This window comes from Spirosoma litoris (assembly GCF_054776755.1).
In genome coordinates this window covers 142,583-167,372 of the sequence record NZ_BAAHBI010000005.1, presented here as the reverse complement: position 1 = coordinate 167,372, position 24,790 = coordinate 142,583, and the positions used below count along the sequence as shown (strand labels likewise).

Genomic DNA, 24,790 nt, shown 5'->3' with positions numbered 1-24,790 from the left:
TTCGGCAACTTGAATATAGCAGTATTTTGTTTCCTGTAACTAGATTCTTTTGCTTTTCGCTCCACAACTCGTGCCCTTCTTATGCATATTTTTTTTGAAACCCGGGTTGATCAATCCTTATCAGAAACCTGGGCTGGCTTTAACCGGAGTCTGTTTGAACAGCTTACTCCAGTATTTCCACCCGTAAACGTAGTACGCTTTGACGGGTGTTTAACGGGTGATGTTGTTCATTTACAGCTAAACTTTTTCCTGTTTCGCCAGGATTGGATCAGTCAGATTGTTGATCAACAAACGGGGACAGAAGAAATTTACTTTATTGATCAGGGTACTAAGCTTCCGTTTTTCCTGAGTTATTGGCATCACCGGCATGGACTTCGCCGGTTTGTTGATGCCCTAACTGGTCAGGAACATACCGTTATTATCGATGATATAACCTTCCGAACCCCTTTTTTGCTTACCAATTATCTACTATATCCGGTCATGTGGTTTCAATTTGTATGCCGAAAACCTATTTATCGTAGAATATTTGGTCGTTTATGATGTAATAGACTTTGTTTATTTAGTCCACTGATTTAGTCGCATAAATACGACAGGGAAACTGAACATGCAAAAAAAAGGCGGTTATTCCCGTCACCTTTATAACTAAACGGGCAAATTTTAGTTTACGCTGGCTTTGTAACCAATGGATGTGTATTTTCGGGATTTCACGGATTCTTATACATTTGTTAGACTAAGATTCCTTTAATCACGCTTCATGAAACTCCCCAATCTCACAACACGAATCTTCCTGGGCATGGTGCTCGGTATTGCCATTGGCTATTTTTTCCCAGATACCGGCTCAGGCTTTTCGGGTAGTGACCTGAATATTCTGTCCAAGATTTTTTTACGGCTCATTAAAATGATTATTGGGCCTCTTGTATTTGCCACCCTGGTGGTGGGTATTGCCAAACTTGGCGATTTCGGAACTGTTGGGCGAATTGGCCTGAAAACCTTGGCTTATTTTTACTTTGCCACCATTCTATCGCTGGTTGTTGGCTTGCTGGTTGTCAATATTTTGAAACCGGGCGAAGTGATGAATCTGCCACTTCCCGCCAAAGGCACCGACACGGGAGTTGAAGTGCAGAAACTAACGTTTGAGAATTTCATTACCCACATTGTTCCGACGAGTTTTATAGAAGCACTGGCTACCAACGAAATTCTTCAGATTGTGGTATTCAGTATCTTTTTTGGTATTGCGGTTGGTTCCGTTGGTGCGCAGGGGAAAATTATGATCAAAGCGCTCGATGCTCTTTCGCACATCATGTTCAAAATCACGAGTTACGTGATGGCGTTTGCCCCATTTGGCGTATTGGGCGCTATCGCAGCCGTTGTGGCTAAGCAGGGATTGGGCATTTTGTCGGGCTATGTGTACCTGATTTTATGCTTTTTCGGCGGGTTACTGTTCTTTATTTTCGTTGTTCTGGCGGCTATTTGCGTGGTAGTACGTATTCCTTATGTCGCTTTATTAAAAGAAATTCGCTCCGCCGTTATTTTGTCATTCAGTACGGCTAGTTCAGAAGCTTCGTTTCCGCAAACGATTGAAGCCTTACGCCGATTTGGTTGCTCAGAGCGGATTATTTCGTTCGTTTTACCCTTGGGTTATTCCTTTAACCTCGATGGGTCGATGCTGTACATGACCTTTGCTACGGCTTTCATTGCGCAGGCGTATCACGTGCCGCTGAGTCTTGAGCAACAGATTACCATGATGTTGACCCTGATGATCACCTCCAAAGGGATTGCCGGTGTGCCCAGAGCTTCTCTGGTGGTTATTGCTGGAACTATGTCGCTGTTCAATTTGCCTATTGAAGGGCTCGCTCTCTTGCTTGGAATTGATCAGGTACTTGATATGGGACGTTCGGCTACCAGTGTAGCGGGTAATGCGGTAGCAACCTGTGTTATCTCGAAGTGGGAGGGAGAATTCAGGACGCAGCCCATTGAAACTGACGAAGTTACCGCTTGATAAATGGATTTGCCGTTTAGGGAGGAATGCATGGGTATTCTCCGTTCATTTCGTAGGTTAGAGAAGCAATTGCTAGACATATTGTTTCACCTAAACCCCTAAGTTTGTGCAGCCCTCTTACACCCCACTCAGTACCTATACCAAGGCTACGCCTGTACAGCGGTTCATTGCCGCGTTTATCGACAGTATTATCGCCTACATACCTTGCTGGATATTAATTATCGTATCCTACAAGCTGGGCATGGTTGGTTATGCTATTGCAATCGCTTATCTGCTCACTAAAGATGCACTACCCGAAACAGGAGGCTTTTTGGGCGGGCAGAGTGTCGGGAAAAAACTAATGGGTATCAAAGCCATTAAAGAAGATACGGGCGCTAGCCTGGTTGGCGATTATGGAACATCGATCACTCGGCAGGTTTCCCTGTTAATTCCGTTCTTTGGCTTTATCGATGCGCTTATGGTGTTTAGCGATGAAGGCAAACGCTTCGGCGATAAATGGGCGAAAACGATTGTTGTGAAAGTTTAACGACAACTAATTTGATTAAAAGGCCGCAATCCTTCGGGTTGCGGCCTTTTTTATGACCGTCTGTATAGCCGTTTGGCAGTTCATCCGTAAAATGATTGTTGTGAAACCGTCTAAGTTTGTAGCTTGAGCCCACGAAACAAAACCATTCGTTCTTCCCTAAACTAAATGAACATTCTCGAAACCTATCACATTGTAAAGCAGTATGCTGAACATCGGGCTTTAGACGACGTCAGCTTATCGGTACCCAAGGGCTGTATTTTTGGATTACTCGGCCCTAATGGAGCGGGTAAAACCTCCCTTATTCGGATTATTAACCAGATTACGGCCCCCGATTCGGGCGAAGTGATCCTGGATGGAGAACACTTAAATCCCAACCACATCAAACGAATTGGCTACCTGCCCGAAGAGCGGGGGCTCTACAAAAAGATGAAGGTGGGTGAACAACTGCTGTATCTGGCGCAACTCAAAGGGCTTTCGGAGAAACAGGCGATGGACAAACTGAAAACGTGGTTCATCAAGTTCGACATCAAAACCTGGTGGAATAAACAGATTCAGGACCTGTCGAAAGGGATGCAACAGAAGGTGCAGTTTGTGGCAACGGTTATGCACGAACCAGACCTGATTATTCTCGACGAACCGTTTTCGGGTTTCGACCCCATCAATGCAAATTTGATTAAAGACGAGATTCTAGAATTGCGTGACAAAGGGAAGACGATCATCTTCTCGACGCACCGGATGGAATCGGTAGAGGAACTTTGTGATCACATTGCGCTGATCAACCGGTCACACAAAGTTCTCGATGGGCCCAAACGGGCTATTAAGGAGCAGTTCAAGACGCACACCTACCACGTCGAATACCAGGGGACACTGGAAAATCTGCCAACGGTCTTCGAGGTGTTATCCTCTCGGCAAACCGAAGATGGCTTTTTACGGTCCGACATTAAAATTCCTCCCGATACGGCTGTCAATGAACTGATCCGTCACCTGCTCGATCAGGTTACCGTCCGATCGTTTGGCGAAAATATCCCCAGTATTAACGACATTTTCATTCAGACCGTTGGCGAAACCAACGACTAGAAGTACGATTTACGAATTACGATGTACGATTTTATCAATAGCCGTACATCGAATTCTAAATCAGAGTAATTAAAACATCGTAAATCGTCCAACGTAAATCGTAAATCAATACGTGAACACAATTTTCCTGATTATCAAACGAGAATACCTGGTTCGGGTGCGTAAGAAGTCGTTCATTGTCATGACGATTCTGGGACCAGTGCTCATTTTTGGTTTTTATGCCATTATTGGCTGGGCAGCCGTTAGCTCCATTAACCAGAAAAAAATTGCTGTAGTCGATGAAAGTGGCCGGTTTTCGGGCAAGTTTAAAAACGACGACGAAACGAATTTTGCCTATCTGAAGGAGTCGCTTCCGGCGGCTAAAAAAACCTTCGTGAAGCAAGGCTACGATGCACTGGTCTTTATTCCGAAAGACGTAATTGAGTACCCGAAAACGGTACAGATCTTTGCCGAAAAAAGCGTTAGTCTTTCTCTGCAAAGTAATATAGAGCGATCTATCGGGAAGGAAATCGAGAACCAGAAACTGGAGCAGGCGGGCATCACGCAGAAAATTATTCAGGATGCCAAAGTCAATGTAGATGCTCAAACGATCAGTCTGAGCGATGCCGGAGAGAAGAATAGTAATGGTATTGCCACAACCATTATCAGCGGCTTTTGCGCATTGCTCATCTACATTTCCGTGCTGATTTATGGGACCCAGGTCATGCGTGGAGTAATGGAAGAAAAAACCAGCCGGATTGTTGAGGTAATCATCTCATCGGTGAAGCCATTTCAGTTGATGCTTGGTAAAATCATTGGGGTAGCGCTCGTTGGATTGACACAGTTTATGCTCTGGATTGTTCTGACGGTAGGCCTAATGACCGTGGGTTCAAGCATCATGGGGCAGAAGGAAACGGCAAAATCGGCCGTGACCACTCGCATGAATGGAATGCCGGGTGGGCAGGATGTTCAGCAGAAAATGTCGACGGCTAAAAATCCCGTTGCCGACGTGATGGCAGCCATTGAAACTCTGAATCTGCCGTTGATTATTGGCTGTTTCCTGTTCTATTTCTTAGGTGGGTATTTGCTGTATAGTGCCTTATTTGGTGCAGTTGGGGCTGCTGTCGATAGTGAGACCGAGACACAGCAGTTTATGTTTCCGATCATGATGCCCATTATTGCAGCCATCGCTTTTGCGCAAATTGCCGTTAAGGACCCCGATGGCCCCCTGGCTTTCTGGACATCTATCATTCCCTTTACATCGCCCGTAGTTATGATGGTTCGGATTCCATTCGGTGTACCCGTCTGGGAGGTAATACTGTCGATGGTCTTACTCGTATTAGGCTTCATGGGCACAACCTGGATCGCGGCCCGAATCTATCGCGTCGGTATTCTGATGTACGGCAAGAAAACCTCCTTCCGCGAACTAGCGAAATGGGTGTTTTATAAAGGGTAAAAAGGAGGAGGGGGAAGAGAGGGACAAAGGAGCTGACGCGAAAGCAACACCTTTTCTCCCTTTCTTCCCCCTCCTCCTTTTTACCTTTTTAAAAACCGATGTCAATGACTAACGGCTGAACGAGCCATTGGCCTGAGGTTACGTTGTAGATGGTTCGGAAACCGGCTTCGAAGGGCGTACGTAGGCGAAGGGCGTTAAAGACAAAGGACACGTCGAGGCCCGTTGTCTGATAGTCATGATGTTCAATCTCGTAGCCACGCAAACGGCCGTACACATCCCGTACTTCTACGCTACTCTGGCCCTGAGTCATGTCATAAAAGCCTCCTGCCTTGATACGCTGTACATACAGCCATCTTCCTAATGACCAATGCATATCGGCAACGGGAAGCCGATACTCTACGCTGCCAGCCTTAATCTGGTCGTCTGATACGTAACCCTGTCCACGCGGGAAGAAAACCAGCGCGTTAAACACATACGTTCCCTGTGCCTGTAGCTGGTAACCTGCTCTGAATCGTAAGGAGTGATGATCAAGTAGGCCAGGGAAATACAGATTCCCCTGAATACCCAACTGTTCTGCCGTTAGCTTACCGCCAAAAGGTGTTGTGCGGTAGTTTACAGAAACGGTTTGTCCCCAACGCGGAGCCACATCACGCTTGCTTTGGCGAAGAAGGTGTGAATAACTGAACCCATACGTTAAGGCGCTCAGCGATCCGGCTCCCCCGACTTCTGATGGATAACGATAAGGTAAATCATAGCCAGACACCTGTAAGTAGTTATAATAGGCTGATAGGCTGGCACTTTGGACGTATTTCGAATTGGTGAATTGCAGGGGCAGGCGAAAGCCAGCGGTTAGCTGATTGTATTGCCAGCGATCAGTCCGCAGGCTGTCGAGCGGATAGGTTCTGTCAATATAAAGCGATGTACTGCGGGTACCTCGTTGAAAACTTACATCAATAATGGGGTAAAGTCCCTGATAGCTCAGGAGAGCATAAAAATTACCAGCCCGTTCAGACTGATTATAGGTATAACCCACGCCAATCTGTGTTGTACTCAGCAAATCCTGCGAACTTAAGCCAACAGACAACGCCTGCCCTGTACTGGAAAGGGTAGGCCCCCAGCTATAAATATTAAGCGCATGAGCCAGCCGATTAAAGCGAGACGGTTTATAGGAGATCGAATTAGTACTCGAATCGCTGAGAATACGACGTCCCAATGCAGCTCCCGGTTCCTGTTTGGGCAATGAGCCAAAATAACGGATGGTTTGCTCCTGAACCGGCTCACTTACAGCTTTCCAGGTGGTCGGATCAAGGGGCATATCGGCAATGCGATAGCCCGTAGCGGCAAAATCTTCGAACGCGAGCCGGGTTCCCGATGGCGATACGGCAGCATGATAAGCCGCCAATGGCCGCGACGTAACCTGGAATACCTGCTTTGAGCTGATATCAACTGCATACAAATTGTCGATACCTGATCGAGGGGAATTGTAAAGCACATACTTGCCCCACGGTTGCGGATGGCTGATGTTTTCGTTCACTGGTGGCAGTAAGTCGGTCTTTGTATTGGTTTCAGTATCAATAGTCTGTATAGTTTTCTGGCTATTTTTAAGGGCAATCGTCACCAATGTCCGGTTGTCGGCCTGCCAGCGTGGGTGTTGGAAAAAAGCATTATCTGGATTCGAGATTTGCTTCAGCAACTTGCCCGTTTTGGCATCGAGTACCAGTAGTCGGGTTTTGTATTGATCGGTACTCTCAACAACTGCTAGTTTTGTGTTGTCGGGTGAGAGAGTGGCCACCATATAGCGTGCTCGGTGCGACAGGCGAGTCAGTTTTCTGGTTTTAAGATCGAGCAGCCGGATGTTCGAATAAACGCGTTGGCTCCAGCGTGGATCATAGCCAAACTCAACCCAGCAGGCTTTGGTGGCTGTGGCTGATAATAAGTCAGGGTCATTCGGGAAGCCTTGCACCTGAATGACCTTCTCCGGCTTATTTTTTGACAAAATAACCAGCCGGGGCGTATCCCCCAACCCACTTTTTACGGCTAAAACGGTCGAATCGGTCAGGAATTGCGGATGCTGATAATTGGTGAAAACGGGTCGTGAATTCGATTTAGATGACGGTTGTTTCTCGACACTAACCCGAAAGCTTTGGGTCGGTGTAATGGTCAGCGCTTCCTGTTGTTTCTTCCAGATTTCGGTCAGATCGGCCATTGTTTTCTGGTACAGATCTTCCGTTCGCAACTTGGTTTCGTCTTTGATACTAGCCGAAAACGCAAACGGTAGTGGCCATCGTCGGTAATTGCGGTTCAGAACACGACTCCAGACGTCAGGACCATAGGTACGTTTGAGGTACGTAGTCATAAAATACCCCAGTACGTAATGATTTGGTACATTGTCGCGGTATGAACCGGCCACTGCTTTCGGGTAATCGAATGGCTTTCCAGCGAGCAGATTAGCGCGCATACCCAAATCAAAATTCGGAATTCGTCCGCGACCGCTATTGCTCAGGAGGGTTTCGTTACTGACGGCATCGCCTTCGGCAAACCAGTCGGGCACGGTCAATAACGGGAAGAACAGGCCTGGATTTCCTAATAATGAATAAAGAACCCGTCCATAACCCTGTAAGGCTTTATCATTTTGAACAACGTGTCGATACTCGTGTACAGCCAGCAGATCGAGCCAGTTAAATGTGCCCAACAAACCGGGGTCTTGTGGGGGCACGGCAAAAAACTCAGATCGCCTTGGAAACAATGTAACAAAACCGTTACTATTCGTCGTCTGATTTTGAAGCAGAACCGAAATACGCCGAGGCTGCTTTTCCAGGGAGGCACTAGCAGGCTCATACAGACTTTCGAGTCGGTTCGCTGTTCGCTGGGCAGTCGAGTCAATACCAGACGGATAGAGTACCCGGAAGTGGGGCGTTGTAATCCGATACCAGCGAAGGCTAGCCGGATTTTGATCGAGAATCGGGAGTGTTTGTGCCGTGGCGATCAGGGCTACGAACAGGAGCTGGAGCGTAAGGACGAGTCTTCGTAACATGCGGTATCAATGTACGCAGTTTTAACGAAAAAACGCCCCAGCGTATGTGCTTGCCCTGATTTTTCAATTCCTAATGGGTACGATTGGGAGACTAAAAGTGAAAAAATTTTTCACTTTTTAGTTGATTTTATTTCTGCTCAGATACGATTAGAAGCACTTTTGTCGAAGAAATACCTCCAGCATCGTTTCACTTCAATTCCGCTCAGGTACGATTAGAAGCCGGACTTGTTGACCCAAATCGTAACCGTCGTCGTCATTTCAATTCCGCTCAGGTACGATTAGAAGATAGCATCAGGTCTGATAGCGTTCCGCTTTGCTGAATTTCAATTCCGCTCAGGTACGATTAGAAGGTTGTGGTCGGGGAGCGCGAGGCTTTTTTGTGACGAATTTCAATTCCGCTCAGGTACGATTAGAAGGAAGCAGGGGCAAGCGTCTACATCGGCTACTGCTGCATTTCAATTCCGCTCAGGTACGATTAGAAGGCTGAACACGTGGCACAAATCAAGATCATGACCGGGATTTCAATTCCGCTCAGGTACGATTAGAAGATTGTCGTATCAATTCAAATGAATCAAAAAGTGATTTATTTCAATTCCGCTCAGGTACGATTAGAAGTCCCTATTACCAAAAGGCAAGAAGCCCTCAACGGTATTTCAATTCCGCTCAGGTACGATTAGAAGGTCTTTAAATTCGAGTTGTCTTTTCATAGTTAGAAATTTCAATTCCGCTCAGGTACGATTAGAAGTTGGAAAGGGAGATATTAAAATGAATCGGAAGGTAATTTCAATTCCGCTCAGGTACGATTAGAAGAAATTCGCCTTACTGGCGGCTCTTCACTTGTGCTAATATTTCAATTCCGCTCAGGTACGATTAGAAGATGACCGAAAAAAAGCCTATGGCCTGGTTCAGCACGATTTCAATTCCGCTCAGGTACGATTAGAAGCAATCCGGCGTTTGTTACCTGGTCGAGTCAGGATCAATTTCAATTCCGCTCAGGTACGATTAGAAGCTGGGCCGCATTGCGACCATGATTGTCGGAAGAGGAGATTTCAATTCCGCTCAGGTACGATTAGAAGCCGTGAATTTACGGCTAAAAATGGGCCTTATAAAGCCCCAGAAGATGATTTTGCCAGCCCGAAAGCAGGTATAAAATCGTCGATTCGTAATACTACGAAAAATCCCGTTGATCGACGACTTGCTGATAGTCAATTATATAGGGTTAGAGTGCGCTCGTTCCGGAGGCAAATTGACCGTTGATCAAAGAACAAATTGACGTGTAAAAAGCAGTCGACGACTTGGGACAGTCATTGGTCGATGTTTTTTCGCCGTTTTTACAAAGATTATAAAAACTTCAGAATGTATTGAATGAGCTTCTTGACCGTATTGGTATAAGGGGGATAAATGAATTTCATAGTCCCGAAATCGCGTTTCATGACTCCTCGTTGATTGGAAAATTCCTGAAAGCTAAAGAAGCCGTTCGACTTGCCCACGCCACTGTTGTTAATGCCCCCAAAGGGAAGCTCAGCGTTGACGAATTGGAGCATCGTCTCGTTCACAACTGTATCCCCCGCTGATGTATGATCCAGAATATAATTTGTATTCTGACGGTTGCGGCTATGGATATAGAGCGCCAGTGGCTTTTCGCGCTGATTCACGATTCGTAAGGCTTCGTCGAGGGTTGAGTAGGTTAAAACGGGGAGTATCGGACCGAAAATTTCATCCTGCATCACCTGCATGGCATCGGTCACGTTTTCCAGAACGGTTGGCTCAATGAAGTTCTGATCGGGGTTCATCTTGCCACCCAGAACAACCTTCGCGCCTTTGGTAACGGCATCATCGACCAGATCGCGAAGTCGTCCAAAGTGCCGGTTGTTTATGATGCGGGCATAACTGTCGGACGTTTCAACGGGCTGCCCATTAGAGCTGTACATAGCCTCTAATCGCTCACGTAAAGCTTCCATAAAAGGCTGTTTAACCGACTGATGGATAAGAACGTAATCTGGAGCAATGCAGGTCTGTCCGCAGTTGATGCATTTAGCCCAGACCAGTTGAGCCGCTGCCTGCTGAATATTGGCCGATTCATCCACAATGGCGGGCGATTTTCCCCCTAATTCGAGCGTTACCGAGGCTAGGTGCTTGGACGCTGCCGTCATAACCACTCGCCCAATAGCCGGACTTCCGGTAAAAAAAATGTGATTGAAAGGAAGTTCGAGGAGCGCTTGCGATACATCGGCGTCGCCCTCAAAAACAATCACTTCTTCGGGCGGAAACAGTTCAGTTATCATCCGCTTCAGCAAGGCGGATGTATGCGGAGTTAGTTCCGAAGGTTTGAGGATCGCGACATTCCCGGCTGCTATGGCCGATACCAACGGACGGAGGGTAAGCGCAATTGGGTAGTTCCAGGGCGAAATAATCAGTACGTTCCCTTTGGGCTCGTACCGAATATAACTGCTGGTGCCAATAAGTGGCAATGTAGTGGGCAATGATTTCGGCTTCATCCACTGCTTTAGGTGGCGGATCGTGTGTTTGATTTCGCCATATAACGACATTAAGTCGGTCAGCATGGCCTCGGCGGCTGGCTTGCGCAGATCATCGTAGAGGGCTTGTTGAATCGCTGATTCGTGGGTGATAAGCCAGGTTTGGAGCTTTTGAATACGGTCAAGACGCTCATTTACGGTTGTCAATGCCATTTGAGGAGCATACCGTCGTTGCGCAGCGAAAGCCGCCTTAAAATCAGTTTTATGTTGTACGGAAATCATGCGGTTTCAAGGTCAATGTTCTTTGTTTTCTGGTCAAAATTCAAATCGGAGCTGTACCGGCGACCGATAAAATGTTGACCTTTAAACTTGAAACATTTTTAAAGAATACGCTAAAAATACAAAAAAGAAGGCGATATGGATTTAAAACATGAATCGTTTATCTTAGCTGAAACTTTAGCACCCCGAATTGGATGACGCTCGTTAGTGACAACATCCGCTATCTGCGCAAACTGAATGGTTTGACGCAGGAGCAATTTTCTCGAAAAATAAATATAAAGCGCTCCTTATTAGGGGCTTATGAGGAGGGCCGTGCCAACCCAAATCAGCAAAATATACAAACTATTGCCAAAGCGTTCAATACAACCGTCGAACTGCTAACCCGGCAGGATTTACGGAAACTTCGCGAAACGCCGAATCTTAGTATTCCTCTTGGCCAAAAAAACACCGACGTATACGCTCACCGGAATGATCGGGGGAGTGAAAATGGGTCTATCATTCGATCAGATGGGAAATTAGCCGACGATGACGACCCGTTTCAGCATCCTGATTTCCCGGATATTTTCGCGCAGCCTGCGCCCCCAACGCCAGAGCCACAACCACTATCGTCGGTACTGAACAAATATTACAAAACGCAGGAAGAGCCACGTCGGGCACAGGATGCACCCACTCCGCCCGTCATTACGTCGCCTGTGCGACCCGGTGCTGGAGTTTCGCCATCGACGTTTCAGCCTCAGCAGGATAATCGGCAGCCCGATCGTCCTGCTCCATCTGCGGTCGATCGATTATTTGCTCCACAAACAGACCCCCAACCCCGACCTGAACCTGTTCGACCTGCCTCGCCTTCCCGCCAGTCGGAGTCATTGACGTTCAATAATGTGTATGAAGGAACGTCGGTTTCAGCCTACTCAACTTCGTCGGCGCAGGCAATTGCTCCCACAATTCCGGTGGTGATGCAACGTCAGTTTGCCGAATACGGCCAACGTTTTCAACAGGCCGATTTTTTGCATCGACTGCCAGCCATGCAGTTACCTACATTACCTGAGGGGCATTATCGGGCTTTTGAAGCAGGCGATGACTTTACGTTTCCGGGGGCCTTGCTGGTTGGGAAATTCATTCGGAACTGGTTCGATATTGCCGATGGAAAATTATACGTCCTGCTTATGCATCAGCAACCTACGGGGTCAGGTATTTCCTGTCGGCGAGTATATAATCAGGTGAAGGTGAAGGGTTCGCTGTTGCTAACTGCCGATCGAGCCGATATTCCTAACCGTGAAATAGCTTTAAAAGATGTGCTGGAAGTCTGGGAAATCTGCGCGTTTGTCAGCCAGCAACTTCCTCCACCAGCCCCCAATACAGAGCGCTTACGACAACTGGTCGATGAACTTCGTTTTGAGGTAGAGCGTCTTTAATGGTTTTTTCTGACAGGATTTGCAGGATTGACAAGATTTTACCCGCATTAGTAATCCTGTCAATCGTGTAAATCCTGTCAGAAAAACTTCTCCCGCCAACGCTTACCTTTGTCGGTGTTATGCGTTATTTTCTTCAATTGGCCTATCGGGGCACTAATTATCATGGCTGGCAGCGGCAACCCAATGGGCTGAGTGTACAGGAAGTTCTGGAGACGGCTCTGACCACAGTGCTTCGACAACCCATTTCGATTGTGGGTAGTGGCCGAACAGATGCGGGTGTTCACGCAGGGCAACAATTTGCTCATTTTGAGGTAGATACCGCCTTACCAGGGCATTTGCTTCGCTCTTTGAATAGTTTAATTCCGCCAGATATTGCCGTTTACGATTGCTTCCCCGTCAGAGCTGACGACCACGCCCGTTACACTGCTACATCTCGCTATTACCAATACCAGATCAGCCGTCGGAAAGACCCGTTTCGGGATGGATTGGTGTATGTGTTTACGTTGCCATTGAATGTGAAAGCGATGAACGACGCTGCATCGATCTTATTGAATCATATTGATTTCGAGTGTTTTAGTAAGGTGAAGACTGACGTCAAGACGTTTAATTGCCAGATTGAATGGGCGTATTGGGAAGAGAAGCCAAACGGTGATTTAGTTTTTCATATCAAGGCGAACCGGTTTCTACACGGCATGGTGCGGGCCATCGTCGGAACATTGCTGGCAGTGGGGCAGGGGCGATTGACGATAAATGAATTTGAACAAATAATTCTGTCAAGAGATCGCCGAAAAGCCGGGCGAGCCGCCCCCGCAGAGGGTTTATCACTAGTAGAAGTAGGGTATCCGGCGGAGGTGTTTAAAGAGCGAAAGAGTGAAGTTAAAGAGTGAAAGAATGAATGAGTGAAAGAGCGAAAAATAGTCTGCGCCAGCATTTCGCTCTTTCACTCATTCATTCTTTCACTCTTTATTTGTTACCTTTCATCAAACAAAAACGAGTTCACTTGAAAATTGGAACAATCATATTAGCGGCTGGGGATTCATCGCGGATGGGTGGTGAACCCAAACAGTTGCTGACCTACAAAGGTCAATCACTTATTCGTCGGATAACTGAACAGGCGCTGGCTTTACAGCGCGGCCCAGTGGTTGTGGTATTGGGGGCAAACCGTGCCCGTATTGTGCCCGAACTGACAGGCTTACCAGTCACCCTGGTCGATAACGCGAACTGGCCAACCGGACAGGCTTCATCCCTGAAAACAGGGTTGGCCGCGCTCTATATTACGCACAAAGACATCGAAGCCGTACTGGTTTTACATACCGATCAACCCCTGGTATCGCTCGGGTTGCTGCTGCATATGCTGGAGGTTCGTCGGGAAAATGATAAAGGTATTGTTGCCTGTCGATACGACACCCAACTGAGCGTACCGGCTCTGTTTGATCGGGATTATATTCCAGAACTGCTTGCTTTAGAGGGCGATAAAGGCGTAAAATGGGTGATCGGCAAACATAAAAATGATTGCCTAGAAGTACTTTTTGAAGCCGGAAGCATCGATCTCGACTCTAAGCGTGATGTCGAAATGTTTCAACAAGCGCAAATGCAGTCGCAATAAACTGTAATATCGCAGGAAATCTCACCGACTCTGGGTTCATGATAAAAATACTCAGCCATTGACATGAGTAGGAACAGCAGCAATACGGTGTTTAAGTCCAACACATATTTTATCTATAGTCTATTTCAATAAAGTAAATCGTAATGACAAAGTCCGCAGATATCGGCTTAATTGGTCTAGCCGTAATGGGTGAAAATCTGGTGCTTAACATGGAAAGCAAAGGATTTACCGTAGCCGTATTCAATCGAACCGTTGAGAAGGTTGACCATTTTATTAACGGAAGAGGAGCCGGGAAAAACTTCATCGGTGCTCACTCTATTGAAGAGCTGGTCGCTTCGTTAGAAAGACCCCGAAAGGTGATGATGCTGGTAAAAGCGGGTCAGGCCGTGGATGATTTTATTGAACAAATCATTCCACATCTGGAACCGGGCGACATTATCATTGATGGCGGTAACTCCTATTTCCCGGATACCATTCGCCGAACCAAGTATGTAGAAAGCAAAGGATTTCTGTATATCGGAACGGGCGTTTCGGGTGGCGAAATTGGAGCGCTACACGGCCCTTCTATGATGCCCGGTGGTAGCGTTGAAGCCTGGCCAGCCGTAAAAGGTATTTTTCAGTCCATCGCGGCAAAAGTGGACGACGGTACACCTTGCTGCGACTGGGTCGGTAGCGACGGTGCCGGACACTTTGTGAAAATGGTGCATAACGGAATCGAGTATGGCGACATGCAGATTATTGGCGAGGCTTATCAGGTCATGCGCGATCTGCTGGGTATGAGTGCCGATGAGATGCACGAGGTATTCAAAAAGTGGAATACCGAAGAGCTGGACTCGTATCTGATTGAAATTACGGCCGACATCATGGCGTACAAAGATGAAGATGGTACACCGATGGTCGATAAAATTCTGGACACCGCCGGTCAAAAAGGTACCGGGAAATGGACTGGAACGGCTGCCCTTGATCTAGGTATCCCATTAACACTGATTGGTGAGTCGGTTTTCGCCCGTTTCCTATCAGCCCAAAAAGATATGCGGGTCGATGCATCGAAAGTGATTCAAGGACCCAAGCCCGAATTTACTGGCGATAAAGCGCAACTGCTGGACGATTTGAAAATGGCTCTTTATGGCGCTAAAATCATTTCGTACGCCCAGGGATACAATCTATTTATGGCAGCGGCCAAAGACTATGGCTGGCAGCTTAACTATGGTGATATTGCGCTGATGTGGCGTGGTGGCTGTATTATCCGTTCCGCGTTCCTCGGCGACATCAAAAAGGCGTTCGATAAAAACCCTGCTCTCCCGCATCTATTATTGGATGATTTCTTCAAGCAAAAAGTAGAATCAGCTCAAGCCGGATGGCGACGGGTGTGTGCTGCGGCCTTAATTAATGGCATTCCGGCGCCTGCGCTTACATCGGCACTTTGCTATTTCGATGGTTTCCGGAGCGAATGGCTGCCTGCCAACTTACTACAGGCGCAACGCGACTATTTTGGGGCTCATACCTACGAGCGGATCGATAAGCCACGTGGTCAGTTCTTCCATACGAACTGGACCGGAGAAGGGGGCGATACCGTATCGACAGCCTATAATAACTAATTGCTTGACTAACAGTTTTTTATTTTGCAAATGCACAAAAAAGCGGTGCCTATACAGGCACCGCTTTCCAATTCTGTAGCACCAAACGTGTAGTTAGGTAACTATTTCCTGTGTCCAATTACATTGCCTCATGCAAAAACTCGATACTGCTCACGACCTGCAAGCACGCCTTTTAAGAGTTCTGGAAACCGTGAAAACGGAGTTTGCGCCCTTGACCGATGCGCAATTGCGTTGGAAACCGGCTCCTAACCGCTGGAGTATTATCGAATGTTTGCAGCACCTGAATCTGGCTGAACGATTTTACATCCGAAATATTCAACACAAAGTCGATAAGGTGGGCCTAGTACAAACGAACCCAGCCGACCAGATGTTCGAAAGCGACTGGGTAGGAAAGGCAATGATGTATGCCGTTGACCCTCAGGTGAAACTGAAATTACCCGCTCCTGGGCTAGTTCGTCCTCGCCCAGCCACTGAGTTAGTGCCCGCCGATGTAATGGGCCAGTTTCTGGACTTGCAAACAACCCTTCATACCCTGTTGGATAAAGCCGTTTATCTGGATTGGAATCAGGATAAAGTGATGACGTTGTTTGGTAACTGGTTGAAAATTAGATTAGGCGATGCTTTCCTGATGTTGGTTGCCCACACCGAACGACATATAAATCAGGCCATGCGTGTAAAGGCGGAAATGGCTACTTTTACGATTACGACTAATAACCTGTGATGAAACATTATATTAAACAAGATCCCTGGAACATCGTTGAAGAGGGATTTCACCGTGACTTTAATGAAATTACTGAAAGCGTGATGTCGCTCGGCAATGGCCGATTGGGCGGACGCGGTTCGTTTGAAGAAAAATTTACCGGAAAAACCTTACAGGGGAATTATGTGGCCGGGGTGTACTATCCCGACAAAACCCGCGTTGGCTGGTGGAAAAATGGATACCCCGAATACTTCGCTAAAGTACTGAATGCTGCTAACTGGATCGGTATCGATATCGACATCGAATACGAAACCCTTGATCTGAATCTTTGCGAAGTGCGTGACTTTCGGCGCGTGCTGAACATGCAGGAAGGGTATCTCGAACGCTCGTTTGTGGCTGTTCTGAAAAGTGGTAAAGAGCTACAGGTGAATTCGAAACGGTTTTGCTCCATTGTCGATGATGAATCGGGAGCTATTCGGTATGCGATCAAACCCCTGAATTTCGACGCAAAGATTACCATTACACCCTATATCGATGGCGACATTCGCAACCGGGATTCGAACTACGATGAAACCTTTTGGGATGAAGTTCGGAAGGAAACGGCTTATGGTGAGGCTTATATTGAACTGCGTACCCGTAAAACGGGCTTCCACGTTGCTACTGGCATGTGCGTGGAAATTGAGCAGGATGGCGCCAAAGTGGACTTTCAGTCGCAGCCCATTAAGTACGAAAAGTATGTAGCCAATCGCATCTCGCTCGATTGTCGGAGCGGGCAGGAAACGGTTATTTACAAGTATGCCGTGAACCTGTCGTCGCTCAATTACGACTCGGATACGATTATCAAGGAGGCTCATCAGTACATCCAGCGGATTACCCGCAAAGGCTTCGACAAGATGCTGTTCGAGCAAAAACAAGCCTGGGCCGATAAGTGGAAAACCAACGACATTATTATTGAAGGGGACATTGCGGCCCAACAGGGTATTCGCTTCAATATTTTCCAGCTAAACCAGACCTACACGGGCGAAGACGAACGCTTGAACATCGGCCCCAAAGGCTTTACCGGTGAAAAATACGGCGGTTCGACCTATTGGGATACCGAAGCGTATTGCCTGCCGTTCTACCTCTCAACCGCCGATCAGAAAGTAGCCAAAAATCTGCTGGTTTACCGCTACAAACAACTGGGTAAGGCCATCGAAAACGCGCAAAAACTCGGTTTCCGGGCGGGGGCAGCACTGTACCCGATGGTGACGATGAACGGCGAAGAATGCCATAACGAATGGGAAATCACGTTCGAGGAAATCCACCGGAATGGGGCTATCGCCTATGCCATCTACGACTACGTTCGCTATACCGGCGATGAGCAGTATCTGGTCGAGTATGGTCTGGAGGTACTCATTGCCATCAGCCGCTTCTGGACCCAGCGCGTGAACTGGTCGAAGGCAAAAGAGCAGTATGTGATGCTGGGCGTAACTGGTCCGAATGAATATGAGAATAACGTCAACAATAACTGGTACACCAATTACCTGGCCGCCTGGACGCTCCGTTACACCGTTGAAGCAGTAGGTAAAGTAAAAGCGCTGGACGCTGAAAAATATGCCGATCTGATTGACCGGATTCATTTCCGTGAGGAAAAAGAACTGTCTACCGCCCGGCAAATCATCGATAAGATGTACTTGCCTCAGGATGAGAAACTGGGTGTTTTTCTGCAACAGGAAGGTTTCCTGGATAAAGACCTGATGCCGGTGTCGGACATTCCCAAAGGCCAGCGACCCATCAATCAGAACTGGTCGTGGGACCGGATTTTACGGTCGTGCTTTATCAAACAGGCCGATGTCTTACAGGGACTGTATTTCTTTGAGAACGAGTTTACTACGGAAGAATTGCAGCGCAACTTTGAGTTCTATGAACCCATGACGGTGCACGAATCTTCTCTTTCACCCTGTGTTCACTCCATTCAGGCGTCGAAGTTAGGGATGAAAGAAAAAGCTTACGAAATGTACCTCCGTACGGCCCGACTCGATCTTGACGATTACAACAACGATACCGAAGATGGCTGCCATATTACCTCAATGGCTGGAACGTGGCTGGCTGTTGTAAAAGGTTTTGGTGGATTAAGAATCGAAAAAGAAGACGGGGCTGACCATCGGGTGAACTTGAATCCGTATTGTCCAGATAACTGGCAATCGCTGTCGTTCAAGATTCGTTTCCGGGGCGTATTGATTCAGGTAACGGCTACGCAACAAGACGTAACGGTGCAGAATTTTTCGGGAAAATCGATTACAATCCAGTTGCACGGGAAACCTGTGACAGTAAACGCCGAGAGCCAGGAGACTGTGACGATTTAGAGCGAATTGTTAGTTAAAAGCAGGCCTGCTTTTGATAGTGCAAACTATGGGAAGCAGGCCTTTTCAATTGTTAAGGAGGTAAGGAGCTTGCTTTCACCCCTCTCCTTATTTCAAGGAGAGGGGCCGGGGGTGAGGTGAAACCCTAACGACTACTACCTGAAGTCGCGTGTTTCCCTAAAATAACACCAACCGTAAACTGTATAGACGGGAACCAGCCCTGGCGAAAATGAGTAGCGACATTTCGCTTCTGTTGCCAGTCTTGCCGATCGTTTTTCCAATAAACGGAATCCCAGTAACCTGGGTTGTGGGTTATCTGGTTGGTTGAAAAAAGCTTGACCAGATATTGTGCGCCAATGGCTCCCGATAAGGTGATTCGCTTCGCGATTGTTGCCTTGCCACCAAATAGTAGTTCTGGGGCTAAGGAAAAACCTGCCGCACGAAGCGAATCCGTAGGCATTGGATAGGTAGCGTCAGGTTGAAGTTGCAAGTTCGAATAGTCCACGACCATCCGCGCCGAACTAAACAAGGTTAAAGCGTCCCCGATGCCCAAACCGGGAATATAATAGCGGTAACCAATAGCTAAGCGAGTATTGGTGAAGACATCTGTGCGGGGTGGGGAGATCAGGCCATAAGCTCGTTTTTGCGTATCGTTACCGTTATAGCCCAGTGAGATCGTTAAACTCTGTCGAGTATTAAGGTACCGTTCATACTGCACCAACTGATAGCTGGGATAGAAGATACCGGTGGGGGAAATAGTTAACTCCTGCCGTTGGCTAAAGGCCTGAGCGCTTACTGACAAAACGAATAGGGTGATAAAAGAAACGTTTTTCATGTGTGGACGATGTACTCAGATGAGGCTTCGAAGGTATAATGACCTTCGATCTGCTCCAAGGGTTGGGAGAACAAAAAATACATTTGGAAATAGAGCGATTTCGTAATTAAGCAGAATTAATTTGAAAAGTATTTTGTGTGACCCCGCTGAGGTCACACAAGGCAGCAAATGATGATCTGCAAATCTGCTTGACTGCCTACTGACCATATACTGAAGCTGTTTAAACTTTCTTATTTGGATTGAATTTGCATCGTTTTTTTGTCATTCCGACGTCAGGAGGAATCTCAAGTTTCGTATTAATCAAGCTTGAGATTCCTCCTGGCGTCGGAATGACAAAAAATGACTCCACTTTTACTTACTAAAGAAAAGTTTAAACAGCTTCACTAAATAAACCTAGTAGATACCAGAATGCCCGAATTACATTTGCCCAGCTGGTGCTGGAAAATTAGTATGTCGCTTTGGCACCCCAACAATAATCAACAGGTATAAAGAGTCGCAATTCAGTTCATGAGAATACGAGTGGAGCATAGCTATTTTACTATCTTTTTAGGCCTGCTTCTGACTGTCATCTCCTGCCAATCGTCGAATCGCTCGAGCCAGGATGCCCCCCACGAACTCATCTCCGCTTTTTATCATTGGAAAGTAACCTACAATCCGACGAATTCAGAGCGCGACCAACTAAAGGCACTGAATGTCAATAAGCTGTATATTCATTTTTTTGATGTTGACTGGGATGCCCGAACCCGGCAGGCTGTGCCTAAAGCCTTTGTTCAATTTCGGCAAAAGCCGGTTGGGAGTATTGTACCAGTGGTATTTATAACCAATCGGACACTGGTAAACCTGTCGCCGAATGCATTGGCTGATCTCGCCACGCACATTACGCAGGCCATCATAAAAATTAGCCAGCAACAGAGGTTGTCCTTTCAGGAAGTTCAATTTGACTGCGATTGGAGTACAGGTACGCGTGATCGCTATTTTCGCTTGTTGACCTTGCTGAAAAATCAACTCCATCGTCCGCTTTCGGCAACGATTCGGCTGCATCAGATTAAATACACCGATCAGACGGGGATTCCACCCGTAACGCGGGGTATGCTCATGCTCTACAACGTAGCCGACTGGAAACGGGTGGAAACCCATAACTCGATTTACGATTCTGAAGTAGCAAACCAGTACCTGTCGTATGTATCGAACTACCCATTGCCACTCGATTTAGTGATGCCCTTGTTTCGCTGGACAGTCGTTTACCGCAACAATCGTTTCCTGACGTTTTTGACTACTATCGACCGAAAGGCGCTGATAAACAGTCGTTTTCTGATGCCTCAGTCAGACAGCACGCGCTTTGTCGCCAGTCGGGACACAACGGCTTTTGGTTTCTCTATCCGTCGAAACGATCTGTTTCGGGCAGAGGCCGTATCACCCGAATTACTATTGATCGAAAAAGCCCGTTTGCTCGATCAGATTTCTAACCAACAACTTACATTTGCTTTATACCATCTCGACTCGACCATTTTAGCCACATACCCGCGTGAAACGCTTCAAACCCTCCTTCGGCCTCAGCCGCTTCCGTAGACCTTTTCTGTTAGTAGCCATCGTGTTAGGGTTTGCCTGTGGGCCATCGTTCGATCCGAACGAGTTCATGAGCTTTTTTATGCCCGAATCGGCCAATAGTAAGCCAGAGGATAGTCGCTATTTTTTTACGCCCCAGTTTTATAATGACGCCGAGATTAGCGAGCAGTATAGCGATAGTCTGGTGATCGACGAGAACATCAGCGCCTGGGTCAATTACGCGGGAAAGAGTCTGTCGGAAACGCAGATGTACAAGGCGTTGTACAGCGAAAATCCTGCGGCTGTGGCGGCCCTGAAAGCGAAATTTGCCCGCACCAACCCGGCGGCTGTCACGTATCTGGACTTCGCCTGGGCCGCCGACGATGGTCAGGGAAATCCATGGGACCCGAACCCTACATCAACAGACAGTACGAAACTTCCTGAGCTTCTCAATACAGCTAAAACGGCTTACGGAACCACGAACGATGCGTTTCTGAAAGAACGCTATGCGTTTCAGGCGGTAAAACTGGCTTGTGAAACCGAAGATTATAAGCAAGCCCAACAGTTGTATGATCAATTGGTAAAGCCGATGCCTACGCACACGTTTATTAGTGATTGGGCTTTGTGTCGTCGGGCGGGCGCCACGTTGGCTTTGGGCGATACCGCGCAGGCCATCTACGAATTTGCCCTGGTATTTGACCGATGCCCATCCCGCCGGAAAGCTGCCGAAACCAGTTTGCGGAAGTATGGTATTCGCTTTCGGGAGGGAGCTTTGCAGTACGCAAAAACGGATCAGGAACGGGCGGCAGTGTATGCGCTTTGCGCCATTCAGCCCGGACAGGACGCATTGGAATTCCTCAACGAAATTGTTCGCCTAACTCCGAAAAATCCGTTGATCGAGTTGGTCATGGCCAGGGAAATCAATCGGAATGAGTACTACTTCTTTCAATCGGAAGATGAGTACATGAACTATGGCATGATGACATCGCCCGACTCAATGGCGTTTGTCAAACGTAAAGCTGAAGGGCCGTCCTATTTTGAAAAACTTCGATCGTTTGCTCTCGAATCGGCGGATAATAAAGCACTGGGAAATCCGGCTTTCTGGTACACAGCTGCGGCCTATCTGGATTACATCGGGAAAGATTATAAAGCCGCTCAGGCGCATCTGGATCAGGCTGTTTTATCGCCTATGCCCAACGCAACGCTGAAAAAACAGGTTACCGTACAGCGAATGCTACTGTTGGCTGCCCAAACGGAAACAATTACGCCCGAAGCAGAAAATCAGTTGATCGGCTATCTGGAGGAGTTTGATAGTACCAATAACTTCCGGCTTGGCTACGCGTTTACGTCTGTTTGTAAGCAGTTTGCGGATAAATACCAGCATAAGACTGAAACAAAAAGTGGCTGGTTGTCAGGCTGTAGTCGTTCGAAAGCGACACATGTTGATGGACCAAGTGTGGCTAAAGCGTATTTACTGACAATGCTGACCACTCAAGGGGGCACAGAAAGCTATCTGGCCAGCACAAACGACCCGCATTCCATTGAAGATACGGTATCGGCAATGACTGTCGAACAAACAATTGCTTTTGCCAATCAGCCAACCACCGATTTCGATAAACGACTGCTAAAGTTAGCGGGCCTGACGAATGACTATCTCAATTTATTACTTGGCCGACGACTGATGATGGAACACCAGTATGCAAAAGCGGCCGATGCTTTCGCGAAGGTAGACGCTAAGACCTGGGGAGATGAAGCCTTTACAAGCTATTTCCAGACGAATCCGTTTGCCATAAAGATGCCTGCTATTCATGCGGCCGATGGGAGTGTCAACTTCCCGGAAGAAGACGAAACGAACCCGTACACGCCCATTGAGTTTGCCAAACGCATGGCCGAGCTAGAGCAACAAGCCAAGGCCGCTACCGGCGATAAAGCGGCTGAATTGTACTACCAGTTAGGGTGCGGTGCCTGGAATTTGAGTTGGTATGGCAATTCATGGCTGCTGGTCAAATCGTACTGGAGCGCGGGCGAACCGCCAGTGTATAGTCTGCCTACGAATCCAGTTGAAAAGCAAAAAGGCATTGATCAGCTTCTGAATACCGATTATTACACCACAGCCCATGCTAAAGGGTATTTTGAGCAGTCGGCAAAAGTGGCTAAAACGCCTGCCCTGATCGATCGTTCTGCCTATATGGCTGCCCGGTGCGAGGCCAATGCATTTGCATTGAATCGTTCCATTGAGCAGATCCGGAATGGGTATATAGCTGAGGACGATTCAACGTTTGTGAAGAATATGCTGGCCTTGCGCAAAACCAAATACGCCAGTGCCTATAAAGTATTTTTCAACAACCCCTCCCGAACGATGTTTAATCAGGAAATGATTCGGGAGTGTGCGATGTACAAAGACTTTTTGCAGTTTGGTGATCAGGTTAGCGATAAAACAAATGGAGGCAAAAACGTATACCGGAGGTAATTTTAATTGGGTTGTCCCGGTATACGATGCCCTTGCCTTTGTTGTATTTGGCCATCGATTGCAGCGTGCACAAACCATATTTCTAGAGCGTATTCCTCCAAATGCCACAGTATTAATTGTGGGTGGGGGAACCGGTTGGCTGTTGGAACAGATCCTGTTGAAATGCCAGCCGAAACACGTCATCTATCTGGAAACATCTTCCTGTATGCTGGCCCGCGCCAGTCAACGACTGGTGCGGAAAGCACTGGTTGGTTCGGTGGAGTTTCGGGTGGGCGACGAGTCGAGCGTTATGACCGATGAACGCTTTGATGTTATTCTTACTCCTTTCGTGTTGGACCTTTTCACCGACCAGACACTACACACTGTTTTTCTGCCTCGACTTCGTGCTGGTTTAAAAACGAGTGGTGTATGGCTCGTAACAGACTTTGTTGAGCCTAAAATCTGGTGGCAGAAGGGTCTTTTATGGACAATGATTCAGTTCTTTCGACTCACGGCGGGGATACAAACTACTCACTTAGCCGATTGGCAGAAACAACTCGCCGAATCAGGCTTAACTTGTAAAGAACGCCAAATACAGGTAGGTGGCATGGTTTCGGCGGAAGTTTGGAAAAAGATAGAACGCTGATTTTTAGGATTGCCATGATCGAACCGTTAACAATCATAAATGTGCGTTCTATCTGGCACGAGTAAATACGCGCGCCAGCTTATAACCCTTTTAGTGTTTTTACCAACGCCCGATAATCGCTTATTTCATACCATTCCTCGGTGCCCAGATTTAGCCATTGGCCTTCCTGTCTAGGGCGTTTTAGCTCTGCCTCATCCGGGTCGTAATCATGGTTATACACTTGATTCATCACGTGTTGTAAGGTCGACCAGGGAAGCAGTTTAGTTTGCTCACGCCGATTTTCGACGGTTGTAATCTTAACTGTTCGCTCGGCGAAGGAAGCCGTTAAGCGCGTTTCTAAAATACCGTGCTGACCATTAATGCTTAGAAATAACAGTTCAAAAGGACGCTCACGGGCAACAACTTCGTAGGAGGCTTGAATCAGTTCCTGCATTAAATACTGCCAATCGTCAGCTTTAGCAGGCTTGCCCTGAGATTTACTGCCGTTATCGGTCTCAATCGTAACTTCCCAGAAATCATCGTCTTCATCCAGTTCGTCTTCGTCAATTGGTTGCAGACGTGTTTTACCGACCAGATTGGCCAACGCTTCCCACCAGGCCCTTGGCAATTGTCCCGACCAGACATAATCGTCGTCGCGTGTATAACCTTCGGCGATCAACTCGTCATCATCGATATCATCACGATCAGGGTATGTAATAGAAATGGCTACCTGAATGGCGTTGCCGGCAATTTTATCGATGGTCAGGGTATAAAAATACGCGTAGGGAGCAGGCAATGACCGGGCGGTCTGGTAGCGAATCTGGAGACTTTTGAAAGACATAACTCGTCGG

18 protein-coding genes and 1 CRISPR repeat array are annotated in these 24,790 nt (G+C 47.4%); of the genes, 14 read left to right on the top strand and 4 right to left on the bottom strand.

Going from position 1 to position 24,790, the window contains the following annotated elements:
• Positions 1-81 precede the first annotated feature (81 nt).
• The 5 genes from ACYVGR_RS03315 to ACYVGR_RS03295 all read left to right on the top strand — a co-directional run bounded on the left by ACYVGR_RS03315 (position 82) and on the right by ACYVGR_RS03295 (position 5,037).
• On the top strand, positions 82-540 hold the full coding sequence (locus tag ACYVGR_RS03315; protein WP_460953857.1) for an SRPBCC family protein: 459 nt from the start codon (positions 82-84) through the stop codon (positions 538-540).
• A gap of 214 nt (positions 541-754) precedes the next feature.
• Positions 755-1,999, top strand: coding sequence for a dicarboxylate/amino acid:cation symporter (locus ACYVGR_RS03310; protein ID WP_460953856.1), 1,245 nt, complete (start codon positions 755-757; stop codon positions 1,997-1,999).
• Positions 2,000-2,105: 106 nt separating this feature from the next.
• On the top strand, positions 2,106-2,525 hold the full coding sequence (locus ACYVGR_RS03305) for an RDD family protein (RefSeq protein ID WP_460953855.1): 420 nt from the start codon (positions 2,106-2,108) through the stop codon (positions 2,523-2,525).
• Positions 2,526-2,690: 165 nt separating this feature from the next.
• Positions 2,691-3,602, top strand: coding sequence for an ABC transporter ATP-binding protein (locus ACYVGR_RS03300; protein ID WP_460953854.1), 912 nt, complete (start codon positions 2,691-2,693; stop codon positions 3,600-3,602).
• 112 nt (positions 3,603-3,714) lie between these two features.
• On the top strand, positions 3,715-5,037 hold the full coding sequence (locus ACYVGR_RS03295; RefSeq protein WP_460953853.1) for an ABC transporter permease: 1,323 nt from the start codon (positions 3,715-3,717) through the stop codon (positions 5,035-5,037).
• An 88-nt stretch (positions 5,038-5,125) separates the two neighbouring features.
• On the opposite strand, the gene ACYVGR_RS03290 is transcribed toward ACYVGR_RS03295, so the two are convergent.
• Together ACYVGR_RS03290 and ACYVGR_RS03285 are read right to left on the bottom strand one after the other, a co-directional pair.
• The gene (locus ACYVGR_RS03290) at positions 5,126-8,071 is read right to left on the bottom strand and encodes a hypothetical protein (RefSeq protein WP_460953852.1); all 2,946 of its coding nucleotides are present in this window, start codon (positions 8,069-8,071) and stop codon (positions 5,126-5,128) included.
• A gap of 124 nt (positions 8,072-8,195) precedes the next feature.
• A CRISPR array of direct repeats spans positions 8,196-9,147; the repeat unit is 30 nt; unit sequence ATTTCAATTCCGCTCAGGTACGATTAGAAG.
• Positions 9,148-9,411: 264 nt separating this feature from the next.
• Positions 9,412-10,830 carry an aldehyde dehydrogenase family protein gene (locus ACYVGR_RS03285; RefSeq protein ID WP_460953851.1) on the bottom strand — a complete coding sequence of 473 codons (1,419 nt, stop codon included), beginning with the start codon at positions 10,828-10,830 and terminating at the stop codon, positions 9,412-9,414.
• 191 nt (positions 10,831-11,021) lie between these two features.
• On the opposite strand from ACYVGR_RS03285, the gene ACYVGR_RS03280 reads away from it, so the two are divergent.
• From ACYVGR_RS03280 to ACYVGR_RS03255, 6 genes are all read left to right on the top strand, one after another.
• The gene (locus tag ACYVGR_RS03280; RefSeq protein ID WP_460953850.1) at positions 11,022-12,239 is read left to right on the top strand and encodes a helix-turn-helix domain-containing protein; all 1,218 of its coding nucleotides are present in this window, start codon (positions 11,022-11,024) and stop codon (positions 12,237-12,239) included.
• Positions 12,240-12,358: 119 nt separating this feature from the next.
• A complete protein-coding gene (gene truA / locus ACYVGR_RS03275; protein ID WP_460953849.1) occupies positions 12,359-13,126 on the top strand; it encodes a tRNA pseudouridine(38-40) synthase TruA in 768 nt (255 codons plus the stop codon).
• A 113-nt stretch (positions 13,127-13,239) separates the two neighbouring features.
• Complete coding sequence (locus ACYVGR_RS03270; RefSeq protein ID WP_460953848.1) at positions 13,240-13,845, top strand: nucleotidyltransferase family protein; 606 nt, start codon at positions 13,240-13,242, stop codon at positions 13,843-13,845.
• Positions 13,846-13,988: 143 nt separating this feature from the next.
• The gene (gene gnd / locus ACYVGR_RS03265; RefSeq protein WP_460953847.1) at positions 13,989-15,443 is read left to right on the top strand and encodes a decarboxylating NADP(+)-dependent phosphogluconate dehydrogenase; all 1,455 of its coding nucleotides are present in this window, start codon (positions 13,989-13,991) and stop codon (positions 15,441-15,443) included.
• A 130-nt stretch (positions 15,444-15,573) separates the two neighbouring features.
• Complete coding sequence (locus ACYVGR_RS03260) at positions 15,574-16,164, top strand: DinB family protein (protein WP_460953846.1); 591 nt, start codon at positions 15,574-15,576, stop codon at positions 16,162-16,164.
• Positions 16,164-18,488, top strand: a complete 2,325-nt coding sequence (locus ACYVGR_RS03255) for a glycoside hydrolase family 65 protein (protein WP_460953845.1) — start codon at positions 16,164-16,166, stop codon at positions 18,486-18,488. Before ACYVGR_RS03260 ends, ACYVGR_RS03255 begins: the two co-directional genes overlap by 1 nt.
• 142 nt (positions 18,489-18,630) lie before the next feature.
• On the opposite strand, the gene ACYVGR_RS03250 is transcribed toward ACYVGR_RS03255, so the two are convergent.
• Positions 18,631-19,320, bottom strand: coding sequence for a hypothetical protein (locus tag ACYVGR_RS03250; RefSeq protein ID WP_460953844.1), 690 nt, complete (start codon positions 19,318-19,320; stop codon positions 18,631-18,633).
• A 507-nt stretch (positions 19,321-19,827) separates the two neighbouring features.
• On the opposite strand from ACYVGR_RS03250, the gene ACYVGR_RS03245 reads away from it, so the two are divergent.
• From ACYVGR_RS03245 to ACYVGR_RS03235, 3 genes are read left to right on the top strand one after another with little or no spacing between them, the layout of a single operon-like run.
• Positions 19,828-20,889 carry a hypothetical protein gene (locus ACYVGR_RS03245; protein ID WP_460953843.1) on the top strand — a complete coding sequence of 354 codons (1,062 nt, stop codon included), beginning with the start codon at positions 19,828-19,830 and terminating at the stop codon, positions 20,887-20,889.
• Positions 20,846-23,335: a hypothetical protein gene (locus ACYVGR_RS03240; RefSeq protein ID WP_460953842.1), complete on the top strand. Its 2,490-nt coding sequence runs from the start codon at positions 20,846-20,848 to the stop codon at positions 23,333-23,335. Before ACYVGR_RS03245 ends, ACYVGR_RS03240 begins: the two co-directional genes overlap by 44 nt.
• A complete protein-coding gene (locus tag ACYVGR_RS03235; RefSeq protein ID WP_460953841.1) occupies positions 23,307-23,960 on the top strand; it encodes a class I SAM-dependent methyltransferase in 654 nt (217 codons plus the stop codon). Before ACYVGR_RS03240 ends, ACYVGR_RS03235 begins: the two co-directional genes overlap by 29 nt.
• 79 nt (positions 23,961-24,039) lie before the next feature.
• On the opposite strand, the gene ACYVGR_RS03230 is transcribed toward ACYVGR_RS03235, so the two are convergent.
• The gene (locus ACYVGR_RS03230) at positions 24,040-24,780 is read right to left on the bottom strand and encodes a hypothetical protein (RefSeq protein ID WP_460953840.1); all 741 of its coding nucleotides are present in this window, start codon (positions 24,778-24,780) and stop codon (positions 24,040-24,042) included.
• Positions 24,781-24,790 lie beyond the last annotated feature (10 nt).